This window comes from Neorhizobium sp. T25_27 (assembly GCF_002968565.1).
GTDB classification, from domain to species: Bacteria; Pseudomonadota; Alphaproteobacteria; order Rhizobiales; family Rhizobiaceae; genus Neorhizobium; species Neorhizobium tomejilense.
In genome coordinates this window covers 139,602-160,640 of record NZ_PVBJ01000005.1, presented here as the reverse complement: position 1 = coordinate 160,640, position 21,039 = coordinate 139,602, and the positions used below count along the sequence as shown (strand labels likewise).

Below are 21,039 nucleotides of genomic sequence, written 5' to 3'. Positions count from 1 at the left end.
GGGCGAAGCGCAGCACATGGAAAGGCCGGAGCATTGGGATAACGTCAGGACCATATCTTCTTCTTTTCCTCCTGGTCCTGCCTTTTCTCGGAAGCCTGGTCTCCGTATCTCTGCTGCGAACCCGTTCGCGCGTCCTGCCGTCCTGGGTGGCCGGCGCCACCGCGCTCCTCTCCCTGTTGATCGTCGCCTCTTTCTATCCAAGCGTCACCAATGGCGGCGTGCTGCGCTTCGAGGGCACTTGGCTGCCGCAGCTCGGCCTCAACTTCACTCTTCGGATGGACGGTTTCGCCTGGCTCTTCTCCATGCTGATTGCCGGCATCGGCTTTCTCGTGGTCGTCTACGCCCGCTATTACATGTCGGAAGACGATCCGGTTCCGCGCTTCTTCTCCTTCCTTCTCGCCTTCATGGGCGCGATGCTCGGCATCGTCATCTCAGGCAATGTCATTCTGCTGTCGGTGTTCTGGGAACTGACCAGCATCTTCTCCTTCCTGCTGATCAGCTACTGGCACAACAATGCCGCTGCCCGTGACGGCGCCCGCATGGCGCTGACGATCACCGGGATTGGCGGTTTCTGCCTGCTGATCGGGCTGCTGCTACTCGGCAACATCGTCGGCAGCTACGACCTCGACAAGATTCTTGCCGCCGGCGACGTCATCCGCGGCCATTCCCTCTATGTGCCGGCCCTGGTCTTCATCCTGCTCGGCGCATTGACCAAGAGCGCCCAGTTCCCCTTCCATTTCTGGCTGCCCAATGCCATGTCGGCGCCGACCCCGGTCTCGGCCTTCCTGCATTCGGCGACCATGGTGAAGGCCGGCGTCTTCCTGCTGGTGCGGTTCTGGCCGGCTCTGTCGGGAACCTACGAATGGTTCTATCTGGTCGGGCTGGCGGGCATCATCACGCTGGTGCTCGGCGCCTATTTCGCGATGTTTCAGCAGGACCTGAAGGGGCTGCTCGCCTATTCGACGATCAGCCATCTCGGCCTCATCACCACGCTCCTGAGCCTCGGCAGTCCGCTCGCGACCGTCGCGGCGATCTTCCACATGGTCAACCATGCGACCTTCAAGGCTTCGCTGTTCATGGCCGCCGGCATCATCGACCACGAGACCGGCACGCGCGACATGCGACGATTGAGCGGGCTTTTCCGGTATCTGCCGATCACCGGCACGCTTGCCATGGTGGCGAGTGCCGCGATGGCGGGCGTTCCTCTGCTGAACGGCTTCCTGTCGAAGGAAATGTTCTTTGCGGAAGCGGTCGAAACCCATGCGGATTCCATACTCGACCGCATCCTGCCCTATGTGGCGACCCTCGCCAGCGCCTTCAGCGTCGCCTATTCGCTGCGCTTCATCCACACGGTGTTCTTCGGGCCGCCGCCGACGGACCTGCCGAAACCGAAGCCTCATGAGCCGCCGCGCTGGATGCGTTTTCCGATCGACCTTCTCGTCGTCGCTTGCCTGATCGTCGGGATCATTCCGGCGATTTCGATCGGACCTTTCCTGCATACAGCCGTCGTCAGCGTGCTGGGTCCGGAGACCCCGGAATACAGCCTTTCCATCTGGCACGGCGTCAACCTGCCGCTGATCATGAGCGCGACTGCGCTGATCGGCGGCACGCTGCTCTATCTCTCGCTCCGCAAATATCTCGCGACCTGCGAGGACGGCCCGCCGATCCTGCGCAACCTCAAGGGCCAGCGTATCTTCGAGCGGGTTCTCGTGGAAGTGTCCTGGCGCTGGGCCCGCTCGCTCGAACGCCGCTTCGGCACCCGCAATCTCCAACCGCAGCTTCGCTGGGTGGTGGCGACCGGTTTCCTCGCCGGGCTCCTGCCGCTCTATCTCTCCGGTTTCGAAACCCGCGACATCGCCTTTTCCGGCATCGATCTAGCCTTTGCCGCGATCTGGCTGCTTGGCATCTGCCTCGCCTTCGGCACCGCATATCTCGCCAAATACCATCGCCTTGCAGCCCTCGTCATGCTCGGCGGCGTCGGGCTGATCGTCTGCATCACCTTCGTCTGGCTGTCGGCGCCGGATCTCGCCATCACCCAGCTCCTCGTCGAGATCGTCACTACCGTCCTCATCCTTCTCGGCCTGCGCTGGCTGCCGAAGCGGACGGAGGGACTGGCCGAGTCCATCACCCTGCGCGCTCGTTTCCGCCGCTTCCGGGACCTGGCGCTCGCCGTCGTCTGCGGCATCGGCATGACCTTCATCGCCTATGCCGTCATGACCATGCCGGTGCCGGATACGATCGCCAACTATTTCCTCGAGAACGCCTATTCGCAGGGCGGCGGGCGCAATGTCGTCAACGTCATCCTGGTGGATTTCCGCGGCTTCGATACGCTCGGCGAGATCGCCGTGCTCGGCGTCGTGGCGCTGACGGTGTTCGCGCTGCTTCGCCGTTTCCGTCCCGCTGATGACAGCATGGATCTGCCGGAGCAGCAGCGGATCCAGAACAGTTTCGATGAGGATCGTCCGGAGCGTTCGGCCGGCGATACGGTGCGCGACTACCTGCTCGTGCCCTCGGTCATCATGACCTGGCTTTTCCCGGTGATCATCACCTTCGCCGTTTATATTTTCATGCGCGGTCACGACATGCCGGGCGGCGGTTTTTCGGCCGGGCTGACGCTGTCGATCGCATTCCTGCTGCAATATCTGGCCGGCGGCACGCGCTGGGCGGAAGATCGCCTGCGCATTCTGCCATTGCGCTGGATGGGGGCGGGCATACTCACCGCCTCGGCGACGGGCATCGGCGCCTGGTTCTTCGGCTACCCGTTCCTGACCTCGCATTTCCAGTATGTCGACCTGCCGCTGATCGGCAAGATGCCGGCCGCCACCGCGCTGCTCTTCGATCTCGGCGTGTTCTCGCTGGTGGTCGGCTCCACGGTCCTCATTCTCGTGGCGCTGGCGCACCAGTCGATCCGCATCAACCGCCTGCGGGCGATCGATGCGGCGCGGACGGAGGAGGGCTGATGGAACTTGTTCTTGCCACTGCAATCGGTGTGATGACGGGCTGCGGCGTCTGGCTGATCCTGCGCCCGCGCACCTATCAGGTCATCGTCGGCCTTTCGCTTCTCTCCTATGCTGTCAATCTCTTCATCTTCGGCGTCGGAGGCGTGAAGACCAATGTCCCGCCGATCCTCGTCGATGGCGTTCCCAATTCGACGCTTGCAGATCCGGTGCCGCAGGCGCTGGTGCTGACGGCCATCGTCATCGGGTTCGCGACGACCGCGCTGTTCCTCGTCGTGCTGCTGGCGTCCCGGGGCTTGACCGGCACCGACCATGTCGACGGGAGGAACGATCCGAGATGAGCGGCTGGACCCATCACCTCATCATCGCGCCGATCCTGGTGCCGCTGGTCGTCGCCGCGCTCCTGCTGTTCTTCGACGAGCGCCAGCGCGTCGTAAAGGCGATGATCAGCTTTACATCGACGCTGATCCTGGTCGCCGTCTCGCTCTCGCTTCTGCGGATCGAAAGCGGCCCGAACGACTTTGACGGCGTCTACCTTCTTGGAAACTGGGCGGCGCCGTTCGGCATCGTGCTGGTTCTCGACGCGCTGTCGGCGCTGATGCTGCTGCTGACGGCGCTGCTCTCCGTCGCTGCGCTGGTCTTTTCGCTGGCCCGCTGGCATGCGGTCGGCGCGCATTTCCACACCATGTTCCAGCTTCTGCTGGTGGGTCTGAACGGCGCATTCCTGACCGGCGACCTGTTCAATCTCTTCGTCTTCTTCGAAGTGATGCTGGCGGCATCCTATGGATTGCTGCTGCACGGCTCCGGTTCGCTGCGCGTCAAGGCGGGCATGCACTATATCGCCGTCAACCTCGCCGCAGCACTTCTGTTCCTGATCGGGGTGAGCCTGATCTACGGCACCGCCGGCACGCTCAACATGGCCGATCTTGCAGCCCGCATTCCCGATATCGAGCCGGACCGGCGGATGCTGATGGAAGCGGGAGCGGGCGTGCTCGGCATCGCCTTCCTCATCAAGGCCGGCATGTGGCCGCTCTGCTTCTGGCTGCCGACCGCCTATAGCGCCGCCTCCGCCCCGGTCGCCGGCATATTCGCGATCATGAGCAAGCTCGGCATCTACATCATCCTGCGGCTGACCATGCTGCTCTTCGGCGAAGGACCTTCCGCCGGTTTCGGCGCCGACGTGCTTCTCTACGGAGGCCTCGCGACCCTGATCTTCGGCACAATCGGCGTGCTGGCGTCGCAGGCGCTGGGAAGGCTTGCCGGTTTCTCGGTTCTGGTCTCTTCGGGCACGCTGCTCATGGTGCTCGGCATCAATGACGGGGCGATCTCGTCCGGCGCGTTGCTCTACCTCGTCAGTTCGACGCTGACGATCAGCGCCTTCTTCATGCTGATCGAACTGGTGGAACGCGGCCAGGATGCCGGCGCGATCGTGCTTGCCGTCACCATGGAGGCCTATGGTGACGCGGACGACGACGAGCCGGAGGAAGGCGACGGCGTCACCATGCCGGGCACGATGGCGATCCTCGGCATCTGCTTTGCCGCCTGCGGCATCCTTCTCTCCGGCCTGCCGCCGCTTTCCGGCTTCATCGCCAAGTTCGCGATGCTGTCGGCGATGATGGGGACCGGCGCGATCGGCGTGCCGCCGACGGCGCCCGTCTGGGTTCTGGTCTTCCTCGTCATCCTCTCCGGCATCGCAGCATTGATATCGATGACGCGCGCCGGCATCCGCACCTTCTGGAGCTCACTTGAGGGAACCGTGCCGCGCGTCCTCGTTATCGAGATCGTGCCGGTGATGTTCCTGCTTTTCCTGACCTTGGCTCTGACTGTCCAGGCCGGACCCGCGATGCAGTACATGGACACCACGATCCGCAGCCTCAGCGACCCGAGGATCTATATCGACGCTGTGCGCAACGCAGCGCCCGTTGCCGATTATGACGGCGTCCCCTCGGCGAACGCAGGGAGCAAGTGATGCTGCCCTATCCGCTGCTCACCTTGTCGCTGATCCTGATGTGGCTGCTGCTCAACGGCTTCACGCCCGGCCATCTCGTGCTCGGCGTCCTGGTCGCCGTCTTCTCCTCATGGGCGATGGCGTCGCTGCGCCCGGACAAGCCGAGGCTCGCCAAATGGTACCTGCTGCCGAAACTGTTCGGGATCGTGCTCTACGATATCGTCAAATCGAATATCGCCGTGGCGCGGATTATTCTCAGGAGCGGCCGGCGAAGCCACAATCCAGGCTTCCTGACCGTCCCGTTGGACATCGAGAACCACACGGCGATTGCGGTACTCGCCGTGGTGCTGACCAGCACGCCGGGCTCCGCCTGGCTGGAATACGATTCCAACGACCGGACAGTGCTGCTGCATGTGCTCGATATCGACAACGAGGCGGAATGGCGGGACACGATCAAGAACAGGTATGAGAAGCTGCTGATGGAGATATTCGCATGAGCGCCATCATTCTCTTCAGTGCGGTTTCGATCGCGCAACTGATGCTGGCCGCGGCGATGGCGATCGCCTCGCTGCGCATGTTCAGGGGTCCAAGGGCGCAGGACCGCATCATTGGCCTCGATACGCTCTACATCAACGCGATGCTGCTCCTGGTGACCTTCGGCATAGGCACCGGCAGGGTGATCTATTTCGAGGCGGCGCTGGTCATGGGCATGCTGGGCTTCGTGGCGACCGTGGCGCTCGCGAAATTCCTGATGCGCGGGGAGGTGATCGAATGATGCAGTCTGCCGCCGACATGCCCGTCTGGGCAGCAATTGCGGTCGCGTTTTTCCTGCTGATCGGCTCCGGCCTGGCGCTGATCGGTGCGATCGGCTTCCTGCGCCTGCCGACCTTCTACGAGCGCATCCATGCGCCGACGCTCGGCACCAGCTGGGGGATCGGCGGCGTCATGCTGGCCTCGATGATCTTCTTCACGGTGTCCTCGGGGCGTCCGGTCTTCCACGAACTGCTGATCGGCATCTTCGTGACGGTGACGACGCCGATCACCTTCATGCTGCTGGCGCGCGCAGCCCTTCACCGTGACCGTGCGGAAGGCAACGGCAATGTTCCGGACAAGCCGAACAGGAGCCAGCCCGCCGGGGAGGTTCTGGGCGAGAGCGATCCCCGGAGGGGGTAGGGCGCTTCAACTGGTCGGCGAAGGTGGACGGCAATGGTCGACATCTCCGGTCTGCGGGCAGCAGTGCGATGTCCGCTTTTTCCTGATGACAGACTCACTGAGCAACAATATACAGTCAATCCAGGACTAATTATCGGACGCCACGGATGAAGACCTGGAAGCCTGACCTCACCCGTAGCCGCTCCCCGCGCTACATGGCCATCGCCGATGTCATCGAGATGGATTTGCGGAGCGGCAACCTCGTGATCGGTGATCGGTTGCCGCCGCAGCGCGAGCTGGCCAAGGTGCTCAACGTCGACTTCACCACCGTAGCGCGCGGCTATCTGGAAGCCCAGAAGCGTGGTCTGGTTAGTTCGCATGTCGGGCGCGGCACCTTCGTGACCGGCGGTGCCGACAAGGAGCGCCGGGGTTTCGTCTCCGACGCCGCGCCGGATCCGCGCCGGGCCTCGATCGTTGATTTTTCCATGAACATGCCGCCGGAGCCGGACGATCCGGAACTGATTGGCCGGATGCAAGGCGGGCTGACCACCGTCGCCACCAACCTCGTGCCTTTGCTGCGTTATCAGAGTTTCGGCGGTGCCGGCGTCGACAAGGATGCGGCGGCGGTTTGGCTCGGCCGGCGCGGTCTGGTTCCGTCGCAGGAGCGTATCTTCCTCACCCCCGGCGCGCATCCGGCGCTGCTGGCAATCTTCGGCATGCTGGCAAAGCCGGGCGAGACGGTGCTGTCGGAGAACATCACCTATCCCGGCATGCGCTCGATCGCCGCGCAACTGCGGTTGACCCTTGTCGGCCTGCCGATGGATGAGGAGGGCATTCTGCCGGCAGCCTTTGCCGAGGCCTGCGAGAAGAAGAAGCCGAAGGCACTCTATCTCAATCCGATCCTGCAGAACCCGATGACGCTAACCGTTCCGGAACGGCGTCGCGAGGAGATCTGCGCCGTGGCGCGAAAATATGGCGTGCCGATCGTCGAGGATGATGCCTACGGATTCATTCCCCTGCGCGCCCCGGCACCGCTGGCGGCGATCGCTCCGGACCTGACCTGGCATATCGGCGGGCTTTCCAAATCTCTCGGCGCCGGCCTCAGGCTCGCCTATGTCGTCGCCCCGGATACCAGGGCCGCGTGGCCCTTCGTCAGCGCCATGCGCGCCAACAACGTCATGGCGTCGCCGCTGTCGGCAGCACTCGCCACCCGTTGGATCGAGGATGGCACGGCCGACAACATCCTGCACTTCGTCAGGACCGAAGCGATGGCCCGACAGGCGCTGGTCGCAAACATACTGCCGCAGGGCAGCTATCGCGGCGACCCGCTCAGCTTCAACATCTGGCTGCCGTTGGCACAGGGCTGGACCCGCTCGACGTTCGGCAGCCACATGCGTTCCGCCGGCATCGGCGTTGTGGCGAGTGACGCCTTCTGCGTCGACGGCCTGGCTCCGGAAGCGGTGCGCGTATGCCTCGGCGGTCCCATCCAGCGGCCGGCGCTCGAGGCTGCTCTGGAATTCATGGGACATGCGCTGCAAAGCTCGCCCGAAATGGCCGGCTCCTTCTTCTGATCTCTCCTCTCTGCGATCCATGGCCGGAATGCCTGCGGCATTCTGGCTAATCGACTCATTGAATGCATCAATCTATATAATGACTGCAATCAATACGATTTGATCGCTTTGCTCCCAAGGACGATGATCATGGATCACGAATGGCCTCCTCTCCCTCCCATGCAGACCGGTATCCGCGGGCGCTGCCCGCGTTGTGGTCAGGGGCATCTGTTCGACGGCTTCCTGACGCTCAGCCGGAAATGCGAAGCCTGTGGACTGGACTATTCCTTCGCCGACCCCGCCGACGGCCCGGCCTTCTTCGTGATGTGCTTTGCCTGCGTGCCGAGCGTGCTTCTCGGCGTCTGGCTGGAAGTGCAGTATCAGCCGGCCTGGTGGGTTCACCTGCTGGTAACATTGCCCTTCATGCTTCTCACCTGCATCCCGCCGCTTCGGCCGCTGAAGGGTTGGCTGGTGGCGAGCCAGTACTTCTACAAGGCGGAAGAAGGAAAGCTGGTGAGACGCGCCAGCTAGGTCGCATCATTTGCCGAGATTGACTGGAGCGTCGAGGAAAGTTTTCAATTCCCGCGCGGCTGCGCTGCCTGCACGGTTCGCCCCGATCGTCGAAGCGGATGGGCCGTAGCCGACCAGGTGGATGCGCGGGTCCTTGGCGACCTGCGTCGCCAGCCGACCGGTCATCAGGATGCCGCCGCTCGCCTCGCGCAGTTGCAGCGGGGCGAGGTGATCGAGCGAGCTGCGAAAGCCCGTGCACCAGAGGATCACATCGGCCCGTTGCTCGGACCCGTCCGTCCAGCGTATCCCGTGTTCGGTGATCTCGGAAAACATCGGCAACCTTTTCAGCGCGCCTCGTTCGCGCGCCGCCTGGATCGCCGGCGTGACGGGCAGGCCGGTCACCGAAACCACTGATCCCGGTGGAAGGCCCTGGCGAACACGATCTTCCACGAGCGCTACGGCGGCATGCCCGACCTCCGGGGTGAAGGGCTCGTCGCGGAATTGCGGCTCCCGTCGCGTCACCCAGGTGGTCGAGGTGACGCGGGAGATCTCGTCGAGCAACTGGATCGCCGAAATCCCGCCGCCGACCACGACGACATGCTGTCCGGCAAATTCCTCGGCGGTGCGATAATCCCGCGTATGGAGCTGCCGCCCATGGAAACGGTCAGCGCCGGGATAATCGGGAATGTAGGGCGATTCCCATGTGCCGGTGGCATTGATCAAGCCTCGCGCCGAAAAGGCACCGCGGTCGGTTTCGACCCTCAACCGGTCGCCCCTGGGGCAGACGACCGTTACCTTGACGGGACGATGGACGCGCAGATCGAAGGCCGCTTCGTAGGCCGCAAAATATTGCGGCACGGCGACCGATGCTTTAACCAGATTGGCTGAAGTATCGACTACCTCCTCGAACCGCATTCCGGGGAGATCATGGACACGGTTGGCAGTGGCGAGCGTCAGGGACGGCCAGCGAAACTGCCAGGCACCGCCAGGCTCCGGAGACTGGTCGAAGACCACGAAGTCTCTGTCCGGCGCAAGGCTGAGTTTCCGCAGGTGATAGGCCGAAGACAGGCCCGCCTGACCCGCTCCGATCACGACGATATCGACCTTGACTGCCACCCGGGCGTGCTTGGGTCCGTCGTTAGCAAGGTGATCCGGTTCGGGGTCTGCAGCCATGCGGAATATCCATGCCATTGACGGGGCGAGGGGTGGGTAGACGAGGCTTATACGGCCACGAAAGGCGCTTCAAGCAAAACGGGCCGCAGGGGCGCCGGGAGAGCTGCCGGGCCTCAATTTCATATAGGGACACCCATGGTCGAGTGCCCCAGGTGCTCGCTCTGGCCGCCGGACCTGTGCCATAGTGCGGTCCTTCCGACGAAAGCGATTCCATGCCACCGACCCCAGACCGCATCGATCCCCTGTTTGACAGACAAGGCACGAGAAATCCGCTCGACGTGCTGAAGCGTGTGTACGGCTATTCGTCGTTCCGGGGGAAACAAGCGGCTGTCGTCGAGCAGGTCGTATCGGGTGGCGATGCCGTGGTGCTGTTTCCGACCGGTGCGGGCAAATCGCTCTGCTTCCAGATCCCCGCCCTCTGCCGCGATGGCGTCGGCATCGTCGTTTCGCCGCTGATCGCGCTGATGCGCGACCAGGTGGAGGCGCTGAAGCAGCTCGGCGTGCGCGCCGCCGCCCTCAACTCCTCGCTGACACGCGAAGAATTCGTCGATGTCCGCCGGGCGATCACCAACGGCGATCTCGATCTCCTCTATGTGACCCCCGAGCGCATCGTCACGCCGGCCTTCAAGGAGATGATCGGCAATGCAAGGATCGCATTGTTCGCGATCGACGAGGCACATTGCGTCTCGCAATGGGGCCACGATTTCCGCCCGGAATATCGCGAGCTCGGCCATCTAGCAGAATATTATCCGGGCGTGCCGCGCATGGCGCTGACGGCGACCGCCGATCCCCACACGCGCGAAGACATCATCGACAAGCTCGCTCTGCGCTCGGCCGAAGTGTTCACAACGTCATTCGACCGACCGAACATCGCCTATGAGATCGTCGAGCGCGATCAGCCGCGCCAGCAGCTCTTGCGTTTTCTCTCCCGCCACAATGGGTCGAGCGGCATCGTCTATTGCCTGTCGCGGGCCAAGGTCGAGGATACGGCAGAGTGGCTGAACGGCCAGGGTATTCGCGCCCTTGCCTATCACGCCGGCATGGACCGCAGCATGCGCGATGCCAATCAGGACGCGTTCCTGAAGGAAGAGGACCTCTGCCTGGTCGCCACCGTCGCCTTCGGCATGGGCATCGACAAGCCGAACGTGCGCTACGTCGCCCATCTCGATCTGCCCGGTTCGGTGGAGGCCTACTACCAAGAGACCGGCCGCGCGGGCCGCGACGGGCTACCGTCCGACGTCTGGATGGCCTATGGCATGGCCGATGTCATCCAGCGCGGCCGGATGATCGACGGCGGCACGTCGGGCGACGATATCAAGCGCGTCGAGCGCGCCAAACTGAATGCGCTGCTCGGCATCTGCGAAACGCCAGGCTGCCGAAGGCAGGCGATCCTCGCTCATTTCGGCGAGGTGCATGGTGGTGAGTGCGGCAACTGCGACACCTGCCTCAAGCCGGTCGAAACCTGGGATGGAACCGACGCCGCCATCAAGGCGCTGGCGGCGATCTACCGGACTGGCGAACGTTTCGGCACAGGCCACCTGATCGACGTGCTGCTCGGGAACCGGAACGAGAAGACCACGCGCTTCGGCCATGCAGACATGCCGGTCTTCGGGGTCGGCAAGGATATTCCATCGAAGACCTGGCAATCGGTTTATCGCCAGCTCCTCGCGGCCGGCTTCGTCAGTGTCGATCATGAGGCGTTTGGCGCGCTGAAGCTGGAAGAGGGCGCGCGCACTGTCTTCAAGCGCGAACGCGAGGTCCGCTTCCGCAAGGACCGCCCGACGACGGGCAAGGCATCGCGAAGCGCGTCGCCGAGCGCGGCAAACGCAAGATCTGCGCTGGAAGGGTCCGATGCCGAACTCTTCGAGGCACTGCGCGTCGCGCGCCTGGGGATTGCCAAGGAGCTTTCGGTGCCGCCCTATGTCGTCTTTCCGGATACGACGCTGGTCGCCTTTGCGACCGCCCGCCCGACGAGCCGCGATGCGTTGCTCGGCATTTCGGGAGTAGGGCAATCGAAGCTCGAGCGTTACGGCGACGCGTTCCTGGCGGTGATCCGGACGCACGAGAGATAAGCAGAAACCATTTATCAGTAGAACGTCGAGTGGAAAGGGGTAACGGCAGCCCCCATCGCCGATGCGTCGCTGGCGATTTCCGAGATGATCAACTTGGGGCCGGGGCGGTGCACGCCATAGCGCGGTCGATCATAAATGCGCGTCCGATCGACCATCATCTGCGCCAGATCGGGGGGAATTTGGCCGCCGAATACGATCGCCTGCGGATCCACGATTGCCCGGATGGCGTTGATGAGGCGATTGTAGGCGGGCGTGACCTCGTCCACCCATTCGGTGACGCCTGGCCAGTTCCGGTCGAAATGTTTGCGCATGTAGCTGATCGAGGGCACGTCGACACCGTTGCGATTCAGCCGCTCGATCAGGTACTGCAGCGCCGGCCGGTGTTTCGATTCTTCCGCGTCGTAGATCCCGGAGAATTCCCCGGCGTTGCCATTGCCGCCAAGCAGCAGTTCCCCGTCGCTGATCAATCCGCCGCCGAAACCGTAGTTGAAGCTCAGATAAGCGAAATGCTTGATATAACGCCCGACGCCGAACATCGCTTCGGCGATTGACCCCGTATTGGCGCCATTGTGCACCCAGACCGGTTTGCCGAAATATTCAGCGAGCAGCGGACCGAGTTCGATCAGCGACCATTCATGCAGCGGCAGGGGCGCATTGTAGCGGGTTCCTCCGACATGATAGCCCGCTATTGCGAAGCCGATGGCGAAAAGAGCCTCCGGGGACAGGTCGTTGAGTTTCTGTGCCTCCGCGAGCCGCGTCCTGACGAGATCGAGGGATTGGGCCATCGTGTGTTCGCGCAGCGTCACGCTGCTTTCGGCGAGGATATTGCCGGCAAGGTCCATCAGGCAGATGCCGATAACGTCGGTATTGACCGAGATGCCGCAGGAATAGGCGTAGCGGGGGTTGAGGCGGATCGTCGGGCTCGGTTGCCCGCGGCCGACGCCAGGTTTTGGAGAGCCGAGCAAGACGACGCCGCGTTCCGCCAACTGGTCGATGATCCGATAGACCGATTGCTGGGTGAGGTCGGTATGATCGGTCACTTCGGAGCGGGAGAGACCGGGGTGACGCCAGATGAGCTTGAGCAGGCTGCGCTCGTTCGGCGAAACGACGCCGCTTTCACCTGCGCGCAGGAATTGGGGCGGGATCAGAACTTCGGGAAAATAGGCCACTGATCCACCTCCGTCGCCGACAATTACCATCGAGGTGTAATAATCGCGGTTGTAATCCGCCGTCTACCTCGCGTTTTCCTTTGCTTAGATGGAAATACCTTGCGCGGCAAGGGTATCGCTTCGTCATTTAATTGTTACACATAAAGTGTAGTAATGCCGCGTTCCGATGCCGATCCCACTCGGCCGATCACCCAAACAGGCGAGGGCAAATGATGAAGATTTCCATTCTGGCGGCGGCTGCCGCCCTGATGGCGGGCGCGTGTTCCGCGCAGGCCGCCAATATCGAGTTCTGGTACGGCAATACGGGCCCTGTCGAATCCGCGATCAAGGCCCAGTGCGATGCTTTCAATGCCGCGCAGCCGCAGCACAAGGTCACCTGCGTCGGCCAGGGCAGCTACGAAGTGTCGATGCAGAAGGCGATCGCCGCCTTTCGTGCCAAGAACCATCCGGTGCTGATCCAGTTCTTCGACGCCGGCACGCTCGACCTGATGCTGTCGAACGCCGTCGTGCCGGTCCAGGAAATCCTGCCCGACGTCAAATGGGACAATTATATCGCCGGCGCCCGCGCCTATTACGAAACGTCCGGCGGCAAGCTGTTCGCACAGCCCTACAATGCCTCGACGCTGCTGTTTTATACGAACAGGACCGAGCTCGAGAAGGCCGGCATCACCCAGACCCCGACCACGTGGGAAGAGGTGATCAACGCCGCCCGCAAGCTCAAGGCTGCCGGCCATGCATGCCCGTTCGTCACCGATGGCGATACCTGGCGTGTGCTGGAGCAGTTCTCCGCCCGCCACGGCCTGCCGATCGCTTCCAGGCACAATGGCTATGATGGCCTCGACGCCGAATACGTCTTCAACACCACCTTCGCCGCCAAGCACCTCCAGAACCTGGTGGACTGGCGCAAGGAAGGCCTGGTCAAGCTCAACGCCGATACCAAGGCCGGCAATTACACCGCCGCCTTCAACGCCGGCGAATGCGCGATGATGGAAGGCTCCTCCGGCTCCTACGCCGCCTCCACCAAGGCCTTCGACGGCAAGTACCAGCTCAGCGTCAACATGGCGCCGATGTACAAGGGTTACGATCGCCACAATACGCTGGTGGGCGGCGCTTCGATCTACGTGATGAAGGGCCATGACCAGGCTCAGGTCGATGGCGCCAAGGCCTTCCTCGACTTCCTGCGCAAGCCGGAACAGCAGATGGCATTCACCGCGGCGACCGGTTACGTCCCCGTCACCAACGACGTGCTCGAGGCGATCAACAACAGCGGCGACGCCAAGGCCGCGAAATACGCGACTGCCGCCATCGGCATCGAGTCGATGAACCAGCCACCGACCGCCGACAGCCGCGGTATTCGCCTCGGCTTCTACGTGCAGTTCCGCGAGATCTTCATGGAAGAGACCCAGAAGGCCTATGGCGGCCAGCAGACCATGCAGGTCTCGCTCGACAACGCCAAGAAGCGTGGCGACGAGTTGTTGCGCCGCTTCGAGCAGACCTACAAGGGCGTCAAGCTGCCTTGATCCAAGCTTGATCGGCGCGGGCGGGACAAAACCTGTCCGTGCCGATCCCTCACTTCGGGCTTTTCCCATGACCTCTGAATCCACCCTCTTCAGCAATCGCTGGCTGCCGGCCCTGCTGGTCGCGCCGTTCATGCTGCTGATCGTCCTTTTCTTCTACGTGCCGATCTTCCAGGCCTTCTACTGGTCCTTCTTTCTCGAACAGCCGTTCGGCGGCGGTTCGATGTTCGTGGGCCTCGACAATTTCGCCCGCGTCCTTTCCGACCGGGAGTTCTGGCAGGCAGGCTGGCGCACCATCCTGTTCATGGTGACCGGATCGTCGCTCGCCGTGCTGGTCCCGCTGATCCTCGCGGTCGCCGCCGACCGGAAGATTCGCCTGTCACTGCCGGCCCGCAACGTGCTGGTCTGGCCGAAGGGCGTCGCGGGCGCTTCGATCGGCGTCGTGTTCGCTTTCGTCTTCAATCCGTTCGTCGGCATCCTGGCGCCGCTCAACCAGGCCTTTCCCGGCATCTGGGCGCCCGGCATCGATGGCACGGATGCCTTCATCACCCTGATCGCCGCGCATGTCTGGGGAGGCATCCCGTTCAATTTCGTCATCCTCCTGGCAGGACTGCAATCGATCCCCCGCACCATGCACCAAGCGGCGGCGATGGACGGGGCAGGGCCCTGGCGGCGGATCTTTGATGTGCAATTGCCGCTGATCATGCCGCAGCTCTTCCTGACGCTGGTGCTGGAATTCACTGAAAGCGTCACCTCCGCCTTCGCGCTGATCGACACGATCACCCATGGCGGTCCGGGCGGCGCGACCACGCTGCTCGTCTACAAGATCTACAAGGATGGTTTCAGCGGCTACGATCTGTCAGGCGCCTCCACCCAGACCGCGATCCTGATGGTCTTCGTCATCCTTCTCACCGCCGCCCAGTTCGTCTTCCTCGGCCGGCGCATCAACTACGAGCGCTGACAGATGATCGAGAACGCACGCTCCCTCAACATCGCCGCGAGCCTGATCCTCTTGGTCGGCATGCTCTATATCCTCGGCCCGCTCTACCTGACGCTGGCGACGGCATCGCAATCCTATGAATTCCTGCTGCGCAATGGGTTTGCCTGGTACCCCGGCGACCAGTTCCTGAACAATGCGGCGCGCATCTTCACCGAGACGCGCATCCCGATCCAGATGTTCAACAGCCTCGCCGTGGCGTTCAGCCTGGCGATCGCGACCTGCATCCTGTCCTTCCTGTCGGCCTATGCCATCGTCTATTTCCGCATCCGCTGGGCAGGCGTCGCCTTCGTATTGATCCTCGCCACCATCATGCTGCCGGTCGATATCCGTGTCATCACCACCTATCAGGTGGCGTCGAACATATTCTCGCCGATCAATGCGTTGCTCGACGTGACGGGCTTGAATGGTGTGATCTCGGAACTCTTCGGAGCGCCCGTCCAGCTCGAACTGAGCGTCCTGAACACCCATTTCGGCCTCATCGCGCCGCTTGCCGCGCACGGCACCGGCACGTTCCTGTTCCGTCAGTTCTTCCGCACCCTGCCGGGAGATTTGTTCAAGGCCGCCCGCATGGACGGGGCGGGGCCAGTCCGCTTCATGTTCGATATCCTGCTGCCCCTGTCGCGCACCAGTTTCGCGGCGCTGTTCGTGCTGACCTTCCTGAGCGGCTGGACGCAGTATCTCTGGCCGCTTGTGGCCTCCTCGACGCCCGACATGCAGACCGCCGTTGTTGGCCTGGCGCGGTTGCTGCCGGATTCGGACGGCACCGTGCCCGACTTTCCGATGATCATGGCGGGCGCCGTGATCGTTTCCCTCGTGCCCCTCCTGATGATCGCGCTCTTACAGCGGTATCTGGTGCAGGGCCTCGTGCTTTCGGAGAAATAGCGATGAACGCCATAGATACAGCCATCCGCGCGGCCGCCGCGAGCATCACGGTCAAGGGCCTGACCAAGGCCTACGACGCCCAGACGGTGGTCATTCCGCCGATGGATGTCGAGCTCAAGGCCGGCGAATTCACGGTCGTGCTCGGTCCTTCCGGCTGCGGCAAGTCCACCCTGTTGCAGATGATCGCCGGGCTGGAACGGGTGAGCGGCGGCAAGATCCTCATCGGCGCCCGCGAGGTTCAGGACCTCGAACCGAAACATCGTGGCTGCGCCATGGTGTTCCAGAATTATGCGCTCTATCCGCACATGACGGTGTTCGAGAACATGGCTTACAGCCTGAAGGTCGCCGGCATGCAGAAGGCCGAGCGCACCGAGCGGGTAGCAGCAGTCGCAAAGATGCTCGGCCTTGCCGACTATCTGCAACGCAAGCCAGGACAGCTTTCCGGTGGCCAGCGCCAGCGCGTCGCGATCGGCCGCGCCATCGTGCGCGAACCCGGCGTGCTGCTGTTCGACGAGCCGCTGTCCAACCTCGATGCGCAGCTTCGCCACGACATGCGCGTCGAGCTTGCCGACCTGCACCGCCGCATCGGCGCCACCACCGTCTTCGTCACCCACGATCAGGTGGAGGCGATGACGCTCGCCGATCGTATCCTCATCCTCAACAAGGGCCGGATCGAACAGTTCGATACGCCGAAGGCCATCTACCACCAGCCGGCCTCGGTCTTCGTCGCGAAATTCATTGGTGCCCCACCGATGAACATTTTGCCCGTGACCGGAGACGGATCGGCGCTGAGGCTTGGCGACGGGCAGGTGGTGGCGAACGCCCCGCTGACCGGCGCCTATCAGCTCGGCATCCGGCCTGAGGATATCGTCGTCGACGGCAAGGCGACCGGCCATGTGGTCAAGGCGGCGCTCCGGTTCCGCGAGGATCTCGGTTCCCATTCGGTGCTGGCCGCCGATCTCGGCGGCTCGATCGTCCGCGTCGCGACGCCCTTCGGCGCCGATATCGCCGACCGGCTCGAACTCGACCTGAACTTCCCGACCTCGCGGCTGCATCTTTTCGATGCTGCGACGGGTCGGGCCATACCCGGTGCCTTAGGCGCCCAATGAAAGCCCGGCGCCAAAGGTGCCATATGAAAGAAACCCTCATGAACTATCGAGACTTCATCGCCGATCAGGCACGTAGCTGCGCCGTCGTTGCCCATCGCGGCGCCTGGCACGGCGCTCCGGAAAACAGCCTGGCGGCGATCGAGAACGCCATTGCGCTCGGCTGCGAGATCGTCGAACTCGACGTGCGCAAGAGCGCCGACGGCGAGCTTTTCCTGATGCATGACGATACGTTGGAACGCATGGCCGGCATCGACCGCGATGCCGAGACTTTCACCATGGCGGAGCTGCAGGCGATCATGCTGCGCGAGGACGACGGCGGCGAAGGCCGCGCGGTGAGCGACCAGCCCATTCCCACGCTCAGACAGGCGCTGGACGTCATCCGCGGCCGCATCTTCGCCGATCTCGATCTCAAGGATCGCGGACTGTTCTCCGAAGTCGCCGCCTGCGCCCGCGAGATGGGCGCGGCCGCCGATGTCGACCTCAAGACGAAGGTCCACAGCATGGCCGACGTGGAATGGGTGCGTGCCCAGAAGATCGACGGCGTGCCGTTCATGGGCATGGCCCGTTTCACCGCCGAAAACACCGGCGACGCGCTGGCAGTGCTCTCCGAACTCTCGCCCTTCATGTGCGAAATCCGCTTCGACAGCCTCGAAACGATCGCCCATCACCGCGAGGCCTTCGCCAAGGCGGGCATGGCGCTCTGGGTCAACACGCTCGACCAACCGGGCAGTGGCGAATGGACGGACAGTGCGGCGCTTGCCAACCCCGGTCTGATCTGGGGCCGTTTGATGGACGCGGGCATCAGCGTTATCCAGACGGACCAGCCCGCCGCATTGAAATCCTACATAAAGGCTCGCCGAGCATGACGATCATTTCCGAGGCAGTGCTCCAGTCCCTCATGGAGGATATGCGCCAGGCGGGGGAGGCGGAGGTTCTGCCTCGTTTCCTCGGCATAACGGCGGATGGCATCCGCGCCAAGACCGCCCCGGACGACATCGTCACCGATGCCGACCTGGGTGCGGAACGTCGGCTTTCCGCAGCACTCGCCGGTTATTTTCCCGAGGCGCTGATCGTCGGCGAGGAAGCGGTCTCGGCTGATCCCGCGCTGCTCGACCGGCTGGCGGATGCCGAACTGGCGGCAATCATCGATCCTGTCGACGGCACCTGGAATTTCGCCCATGGCGTGCCACTGTTCGGCATGATCGTGGCGATCGTTTCCGGCGGAAACACCGTCGCCGGGCTGATCCACTATCCGTTGACCGGTGATTTCCTCGTGGCGCGGCCGGGCGAGGGGGCCTGGCATGTCGCCCGTGACGGAATTCGAACCCGTCTTGCCGTGGCCGCGCCGGTTCCGGTCAGCGAAATGAGCGGTTTCGTACCGCTGCACATGTTCTCGTCGCAAGAGCAGGCGGCGTTCGCGTCGCGGGTCCTGCGTTTCGGCCGTACCACCACATGGCGCTGCTCCGCCTTCGAATACCGGATGGTGGCGACCGGAGCGATGAGCTTCTCGCTGAATGCGGACATGAATCCGTGGGATCATGCGGCGGGCGAGCTGATCCACCGCGAAGCCGGCGGCCATAGCGGGCTTCTGAGCGGCGAACCCTATCGTCCCGCGATGGCGAAAGGACGGTTGCTGCTTGCGGCCGATGCGGCGAGCTGGGAGGCAATCCGCGAGAGCCTGAGCTGAAAGCCCAGGCGTTGGACAACGGCAATTTTCATTCTGGCTTTCGTCATCGTGACGTGTAATGTATACATGATCGGGCTCTCGGGGAGGAGTCTATATCGCGTATCAGGATCCCTGACGGGGCTTCGGCGCGGTGAGGAGAATGCGTAGCAGCCGCCCGCATGTCACATATTGATCAAGCGGGCAGCGGACTGATAGGAGGATCAGGGCCGGATGCAGCAGCTTGCCGAGACCACCATGGCCGGCCAGGACACGCTTCTGGATATCCAGAACCTGACATTGTCACTGCGTGACCAATCAGGTTGGGTCGAAGTCCTCAACAATGTTTCGCTTTCGGTGAAGCCGAAGGAAATTCTCGGCGTTGTCGGCGAGAGTGGCTGTGGCAAGTCGATGACCGCCCTCTCCATTCTCCGGCTCCTGCCGCCGCGCGATTCTCGCCTTGGTGGTAAGATTCTGTTCGGTGGCCAGAACCTCGCCGCCTGTTCTGAATCGCAGATGAATCGCATTCGCGGCCGGCACATCAGCATGATTTTCCAGGAGCCGATGAGCGCCCTCGACCCGGTGTTCACCGTGGGGTACCAGATCGAGGAAACCCTTCAACGACATTTCAAGCTCAGCCGTCGGGAGGCTTCGGAACGTGCCATCGCGGCGCTAAATTCGGTCGGCATCGCATCGCCGCGCCACGTCGCGACGCTCTATCCGATGAACCTTTCGGGCGGCATGCGCCAGCGGGTGATGATCGCCATGGCGCTGGTCTGCGAACCGCGCCTGCTCATCGCCGACGAGCCGACCACGGCTCTCGACGTAACCATCCAGGCGCAGATCATGGACCTGCTTTTAGGCCTGGCCGACCGCACCGGCACGGCCATCATGTTCATCACCCACAATCTCGGTCTGGTCGCGCAGAGCTGCCACCGGATGGTCACGATGTATGCAGGGCAGGTGGTCGAGGGCGGTCCTGTGAGGGACGTCATCGCTGGTCCCCGCCATCCTTATACGGCCGGTCTACTGCACTCGATACCCGACAGCAACCGCGCACGCGGCACGCTGCCCTCGATCGCCGGCCGCGTGCCGTCGCTACGTCACATGCCGAAGGGCTGTCGCTTCGGGCCGCGCTGTTCCTATTCAATGCAGCCCTGCGAACTGCCCCAGAGCATCGAGAACGAGGGCGTAGAGGATGTTGATCGCAGGGAAGTGCGCTGCAATCGCTGGGAAGAACTCGCATTGAGAGGGGTCGGGGCATGAGTTTGAGCGCTCCTTCCGAGCAGTCGGCGCTTGATGTCGATGATCTGCATGTCACTTTCGGCAATCCTCGGCGCGGCTCGCTGATCCGCGCCGTCGACGGGGTCAGCTTCAGTGTCCGCAGGGGCGAGATTTTCGGCGTGATCGGCGAATCCGGCTCCGGCAAGTCGACGCTCGGACGTTGTCTCGTCGGTCTGCTCAGTCCAAGCGGCGGCGGCGTTCTGCATGACGGTATCGATCCGTTCAAGTTTTCCCGCAGCGAACTCAACCGCCACCGGCGCAAGTATCAGATCGTCTCGCAGGATCCGAATGCGGCTTTCGATCCGCGCATGACCATCCTCCAGAGCATCTGCGAGCCCTTGAACATTGCCGGCGAGGGGACGAAGGCCGAGCGGCGTGAAAAGGCGTTCGCGATGCTCGACCGGGTGTCGCTGTCGGCCGAAATGGCCAACCGTTATCCGCACGAGATTTCCGGCGGCCAGAAGCAGCGCGCCAATATCGCCCGTGCGCTGATGCTGGATCCGAACGTGATCGTCTGCGACGAGGTGGTGGCGGCGCTCGACGTGTCGATCCAGGCCGACATGCTCAATCTATTCGCCCGGCTGCAGGAGCAGTTCGGCCTCACCTACGTCTTCATCAGCCATGACCTGCGGGTGGTCAGCCATATCAGCGACCGGGTGGCCGTCATGTATTTCGGCAAGATCGTCGAGGTCGGCCCCGCCCACGCCGTAATCGAAACGCCGCTGCATCCCTATACGGAGGCGCTGCGCTCGGCCGAACCGGAGATCGACCCCACGGCCACCGATGCCCGGCAGAGGATCATCCTGCAGGGCGAGATACCGAGCGCGATCGCGCCGCCAAGCGGCTGCCGTTTCCACACGCGCTGCCCGCGGGTGCGCGACATCTGTCGCACGCAGGAACCCCCGCAGCGCGAACTGCTGCCCGGGCGGCATGTCGCCTGCCATTTCGCCGAGGAGATGCTGGGCGAAAAGGAGGGGAGAAGTCTTGATCCTGCGGAAAGGAACGGCGCCCGCCAAGGCGCTGCCGCACAGGGCGCTGACATGATGTGACGCT

Annotated in this window: 19 protein-coding genes; 17 read left to right on the top strand and 2 right to left on the bottom strand. The window is 63.2% G+C overall.

Translation table 11 applies throughout. The features are described 5' to 3' along the window. The first annotated feature begins 38 nt into the window (after positions 1 to 38). The 8 genes from C5J24_RS16420 (at position 39) to C5J24_RS16385 (ending at position 8,138) form a co-directional block, all read left to right on the top strand. Positions 39 to 2,960, top strand: coding sequence for a monovalent cation/H+ antiporter subunit A (locus C5J24_RS16420; protein WP_105419647.1), 2,922 nt, complete (start codon positions 39 to 41; stop codon positions 2,958 to 2,960). After that, the gene (locus C5J24_RS16415; RefSeq protein WP_046667993.1) at positions 2,960 to 3,298 is read left to right on the top strand and encodes a Na+/H+ antiporter subunit C; all 339 of its coding nucleotides are present in this window, start codon (positions 2,960 to 2,962) and stop codon (positions 3,296 to 3,298) included. The genes C5J24_RS16420 and C5J24_RS16415 overlap by 1 nt, the downstream gene beginning before the upstream one ends. Beyond that, positions 3,295 to 4,926: a monovalent cation/H+ antiporter subunit D gene (locus C5J24_RS16410; RefSeq protein ID WP_105419337.1), complete on the top strand. Its 1,632-nt coding sequence runs from the start codon at positions 3,295 to 3,297 to the stop codon at positions 4,924 to 4,926. Before C5J24_RS16415 ends, C5J24_RS16410 begins: the two co-directional genes overlap by 4 nt. After that, on the top strand, positions 4,926 to 5,402 hold the full coding sequence (locus C5J24_RS16405) for a Na+/H+ antiporter subunit E (RefSeq protein WP_105419335.1): 477 nt from the start codon (positions 4,926 to 4,928) through the stop codon (positions 5,400 to 5,402). The genes C5J24_RS16410 and C5J24_RS16405 overlap by 1 nt, the downstream gene beginning before the upstream one ends. Next, positions 5,399 to 5,680 (top strand): K+/H+ antiporter subunit F, encoded by a 282-nt coding sequence (locus C5J24_RS16400; RefSeq protein WP_046636911.1) that lies wholly within the window; start codon positions 5,399 to 5,401, stop codon positions 5,678 to 5,680. Before C5J24_RS16405 ends, C5J24_RS16400 begins: the two co-directional genes overlap by 4 nt. After that, positions 5,677 to 6,078, top strand: a complete 402-nt coding sequence (gene mnhG, locus C5J24_RS16395; RefSeq protein WP_205836952.1) for a monovalent cation/H(+) antiporter subunit G — start codon at positions 5,677 to 5,679, stop codon at positions 6,076 to 6,078. Before C5J24_RS16400 ends, mnhG begins: the two co-directional genes overlap by 4 nt. A gap of 146 nt (positions 6,079 to 6,224) precedes the next feature. Then, a complete protein-coding gene (locus C5J24_RS16390; RefSeq protein WP_105419333.1) occupies positions 6,225 to 7,628 on the top strand; it encodes a PLP-dependent aminotransferase family protein in 1,404 nt (467 codons plus the stop codon). Positions 7,629 to 7,754: 126 nt separating this feature from the next. Next, positions 7,755 to 8,138, top strand: a complete 384-nt coding sequence (locus tag C5J24_RS16385) for a DUF983 domain-containing protein (protein WP_105419645.1) — start codon at positions 7,755 to 7,757, stop codon at positions 8,136 to 8,138. A gap of 6 nt (positions 8,139 to 8,144) precedes the next feature. Here the strand turns inward: C5J24_RS16385 and C5J24_RS16380 are convergent, their stop codons facing one another. After that, positions 8,145 to 9,290: an NAD(P)-binding domain-containing protein gene (locus C5J24_RS16380; RefSeq protein WP_205836951.1), complete on the bottom strand. Its 1,146-nt coding sequence runs from the start codon at positions 9,288 to 9,290 to the stop codon at positions 8,145 to 8,147. Positions 9,291 to 9,502: 212 nt separating this feature from the next. Between C5J24_RS16380 and recQ the strand changes: the two genes are divergently transcribed. After that, positions 9,503 to 11,362, top strand: a complete 1,860-nt coding sequence (gene recQ / locus C5J24_RS16375; protein WP_105419331.1) for a DNA helicase RecQ — start codon at positions 9,503 to 9,505, stop codon at positions 11,360 to 11,362. A gap of 14 nt (positions 11,363 to 11,376) precedes the next feature. Here the strand turns inward: recQ and C5J24_RS16370 are convergent, their stop codons facing one another. Beyond that, a complete protein-coding gene (locus C5J24_RS16370) occupies positions 11,377 to 12,531 on the bottom strand; it encodes an ROK family transcriptional regulator (RefSeq protein ID WP_105419328.1) in 1,155 nt (384 codons plus the stop codon). A gap of 212 nt (positions 12,532 to 12,743) precedes the next feature. Here C5J24_RS16370 and C5J24_RS16365 point away from each other — a divergent pair, with 212 nt between their 5' ends. From C5J24_RS16365 to C5J24_RS16330, 8 genes are all read left to right on the top strand, one after another. Continuing rightward, positions 12,744 to 14,051, top strand: coding sequence for an extracellular solute-binding protein (locus tag C5J24_RS16365; RefSeq protein WP_105419641.1), 1,308 nt, complete (start codon positions 12,744 to 12,746; stop codon positions 14,049 to 14,051). A 67-nt stretch (positions 14,052 to 14,118) separates the two neighbouring features. After that, on the top strand, positions 14,119 to 15,009 hold the full coding sequence (locus tag C5J24_RS16360; protein ID WP_105419326.1) for a carbohydrate ABC transporter permease: 891 nt from the start codon (positions 14,119 to 14,121) through the stop codon (positions 15,007 to 15,009). Positions 15,010 to 15,012: 3 nt separating this feature from the next. Next, positions 15,013 to 15,930, top strand: a complete 918-nt coding sequence (locus C5J24_RS16355; RefSeq protein WP_105419324.1) for an ABC transporter permease subunit — start codon at positions 15,013 to 15,015, stop codon at positions 15,928 to 15,930. A gap of 2 nt (positions 15,931 to 15,932) precedes the next feature. Then, positions 15,933 to 17,039, top strand: coding sequence for an ABC transporter ATP-binding protein (locus C5J24_RS16350; RefSeq protein ID WP_105419322.1), 1,107 nt, complete (start codon positions 15,933 to 15,935; stop codon positions 17,037 to 17,039). A gap of 38 nt (positions 17,040 to 17,077) precedes the next feature. Beyond that, positions 17,078 to 17,905 carry a glycerophosphodiester phosphodiesterase family protein gene (locus C5J24_RS16345; RefSeq protein WP_105419639.1) on the top strand — a complete coding sequence of 276 codons (828 nt, stop codon included), beginning with the start codon at positions 17,078 to 17,080 and terminating at the stop codon, positions 17,903 to 17,905. After that, positions 17,902 to 18,726, top strand: coding sequence for an inositol monophosphatase (locus C5J24_RS16340; protein WP_105419320.1), 825 nt, complete (start codon positions 17,902 to 17,904; stop codon positions 18,724 to 18,726). Before C5J24_RS16345 ends, C5J24_RS16340 begins: the two co-directional genes overlap by 4 nt. A gap of 210 nt (positions 18,727 to 18,936) precedes the next feature. Then, positions 18,937 to 19,968 (top strand): ABC transporter ATP-binding protein, encoded by a 1,032-nt coding sequence (locus C5J24_RS16335; RefSeq protein WP_105419318.1) that lies wholly within the window; start codon positions 18,937 to 18,939, stop codon positions 19,966 to 19,968. Beyond that, positions 19,965 to 21,035, top strand: a complete 1,071-nt coding sequence (locus C5J24_RS16330; RefSeq protein WP_245446663.1) for an ABC transporter ATP-binding protein — start codon at positions 19,965 to 19,967, stop codon at positions 21,033 to 21,035. The genes C5J24_RS16335 and C5J24_RS16330 overlap by 4 nt, the downstream gene beginning before the upstream one ends. Positions 21,036 to 21,039 lie beyond the last annotated feature (4 nt).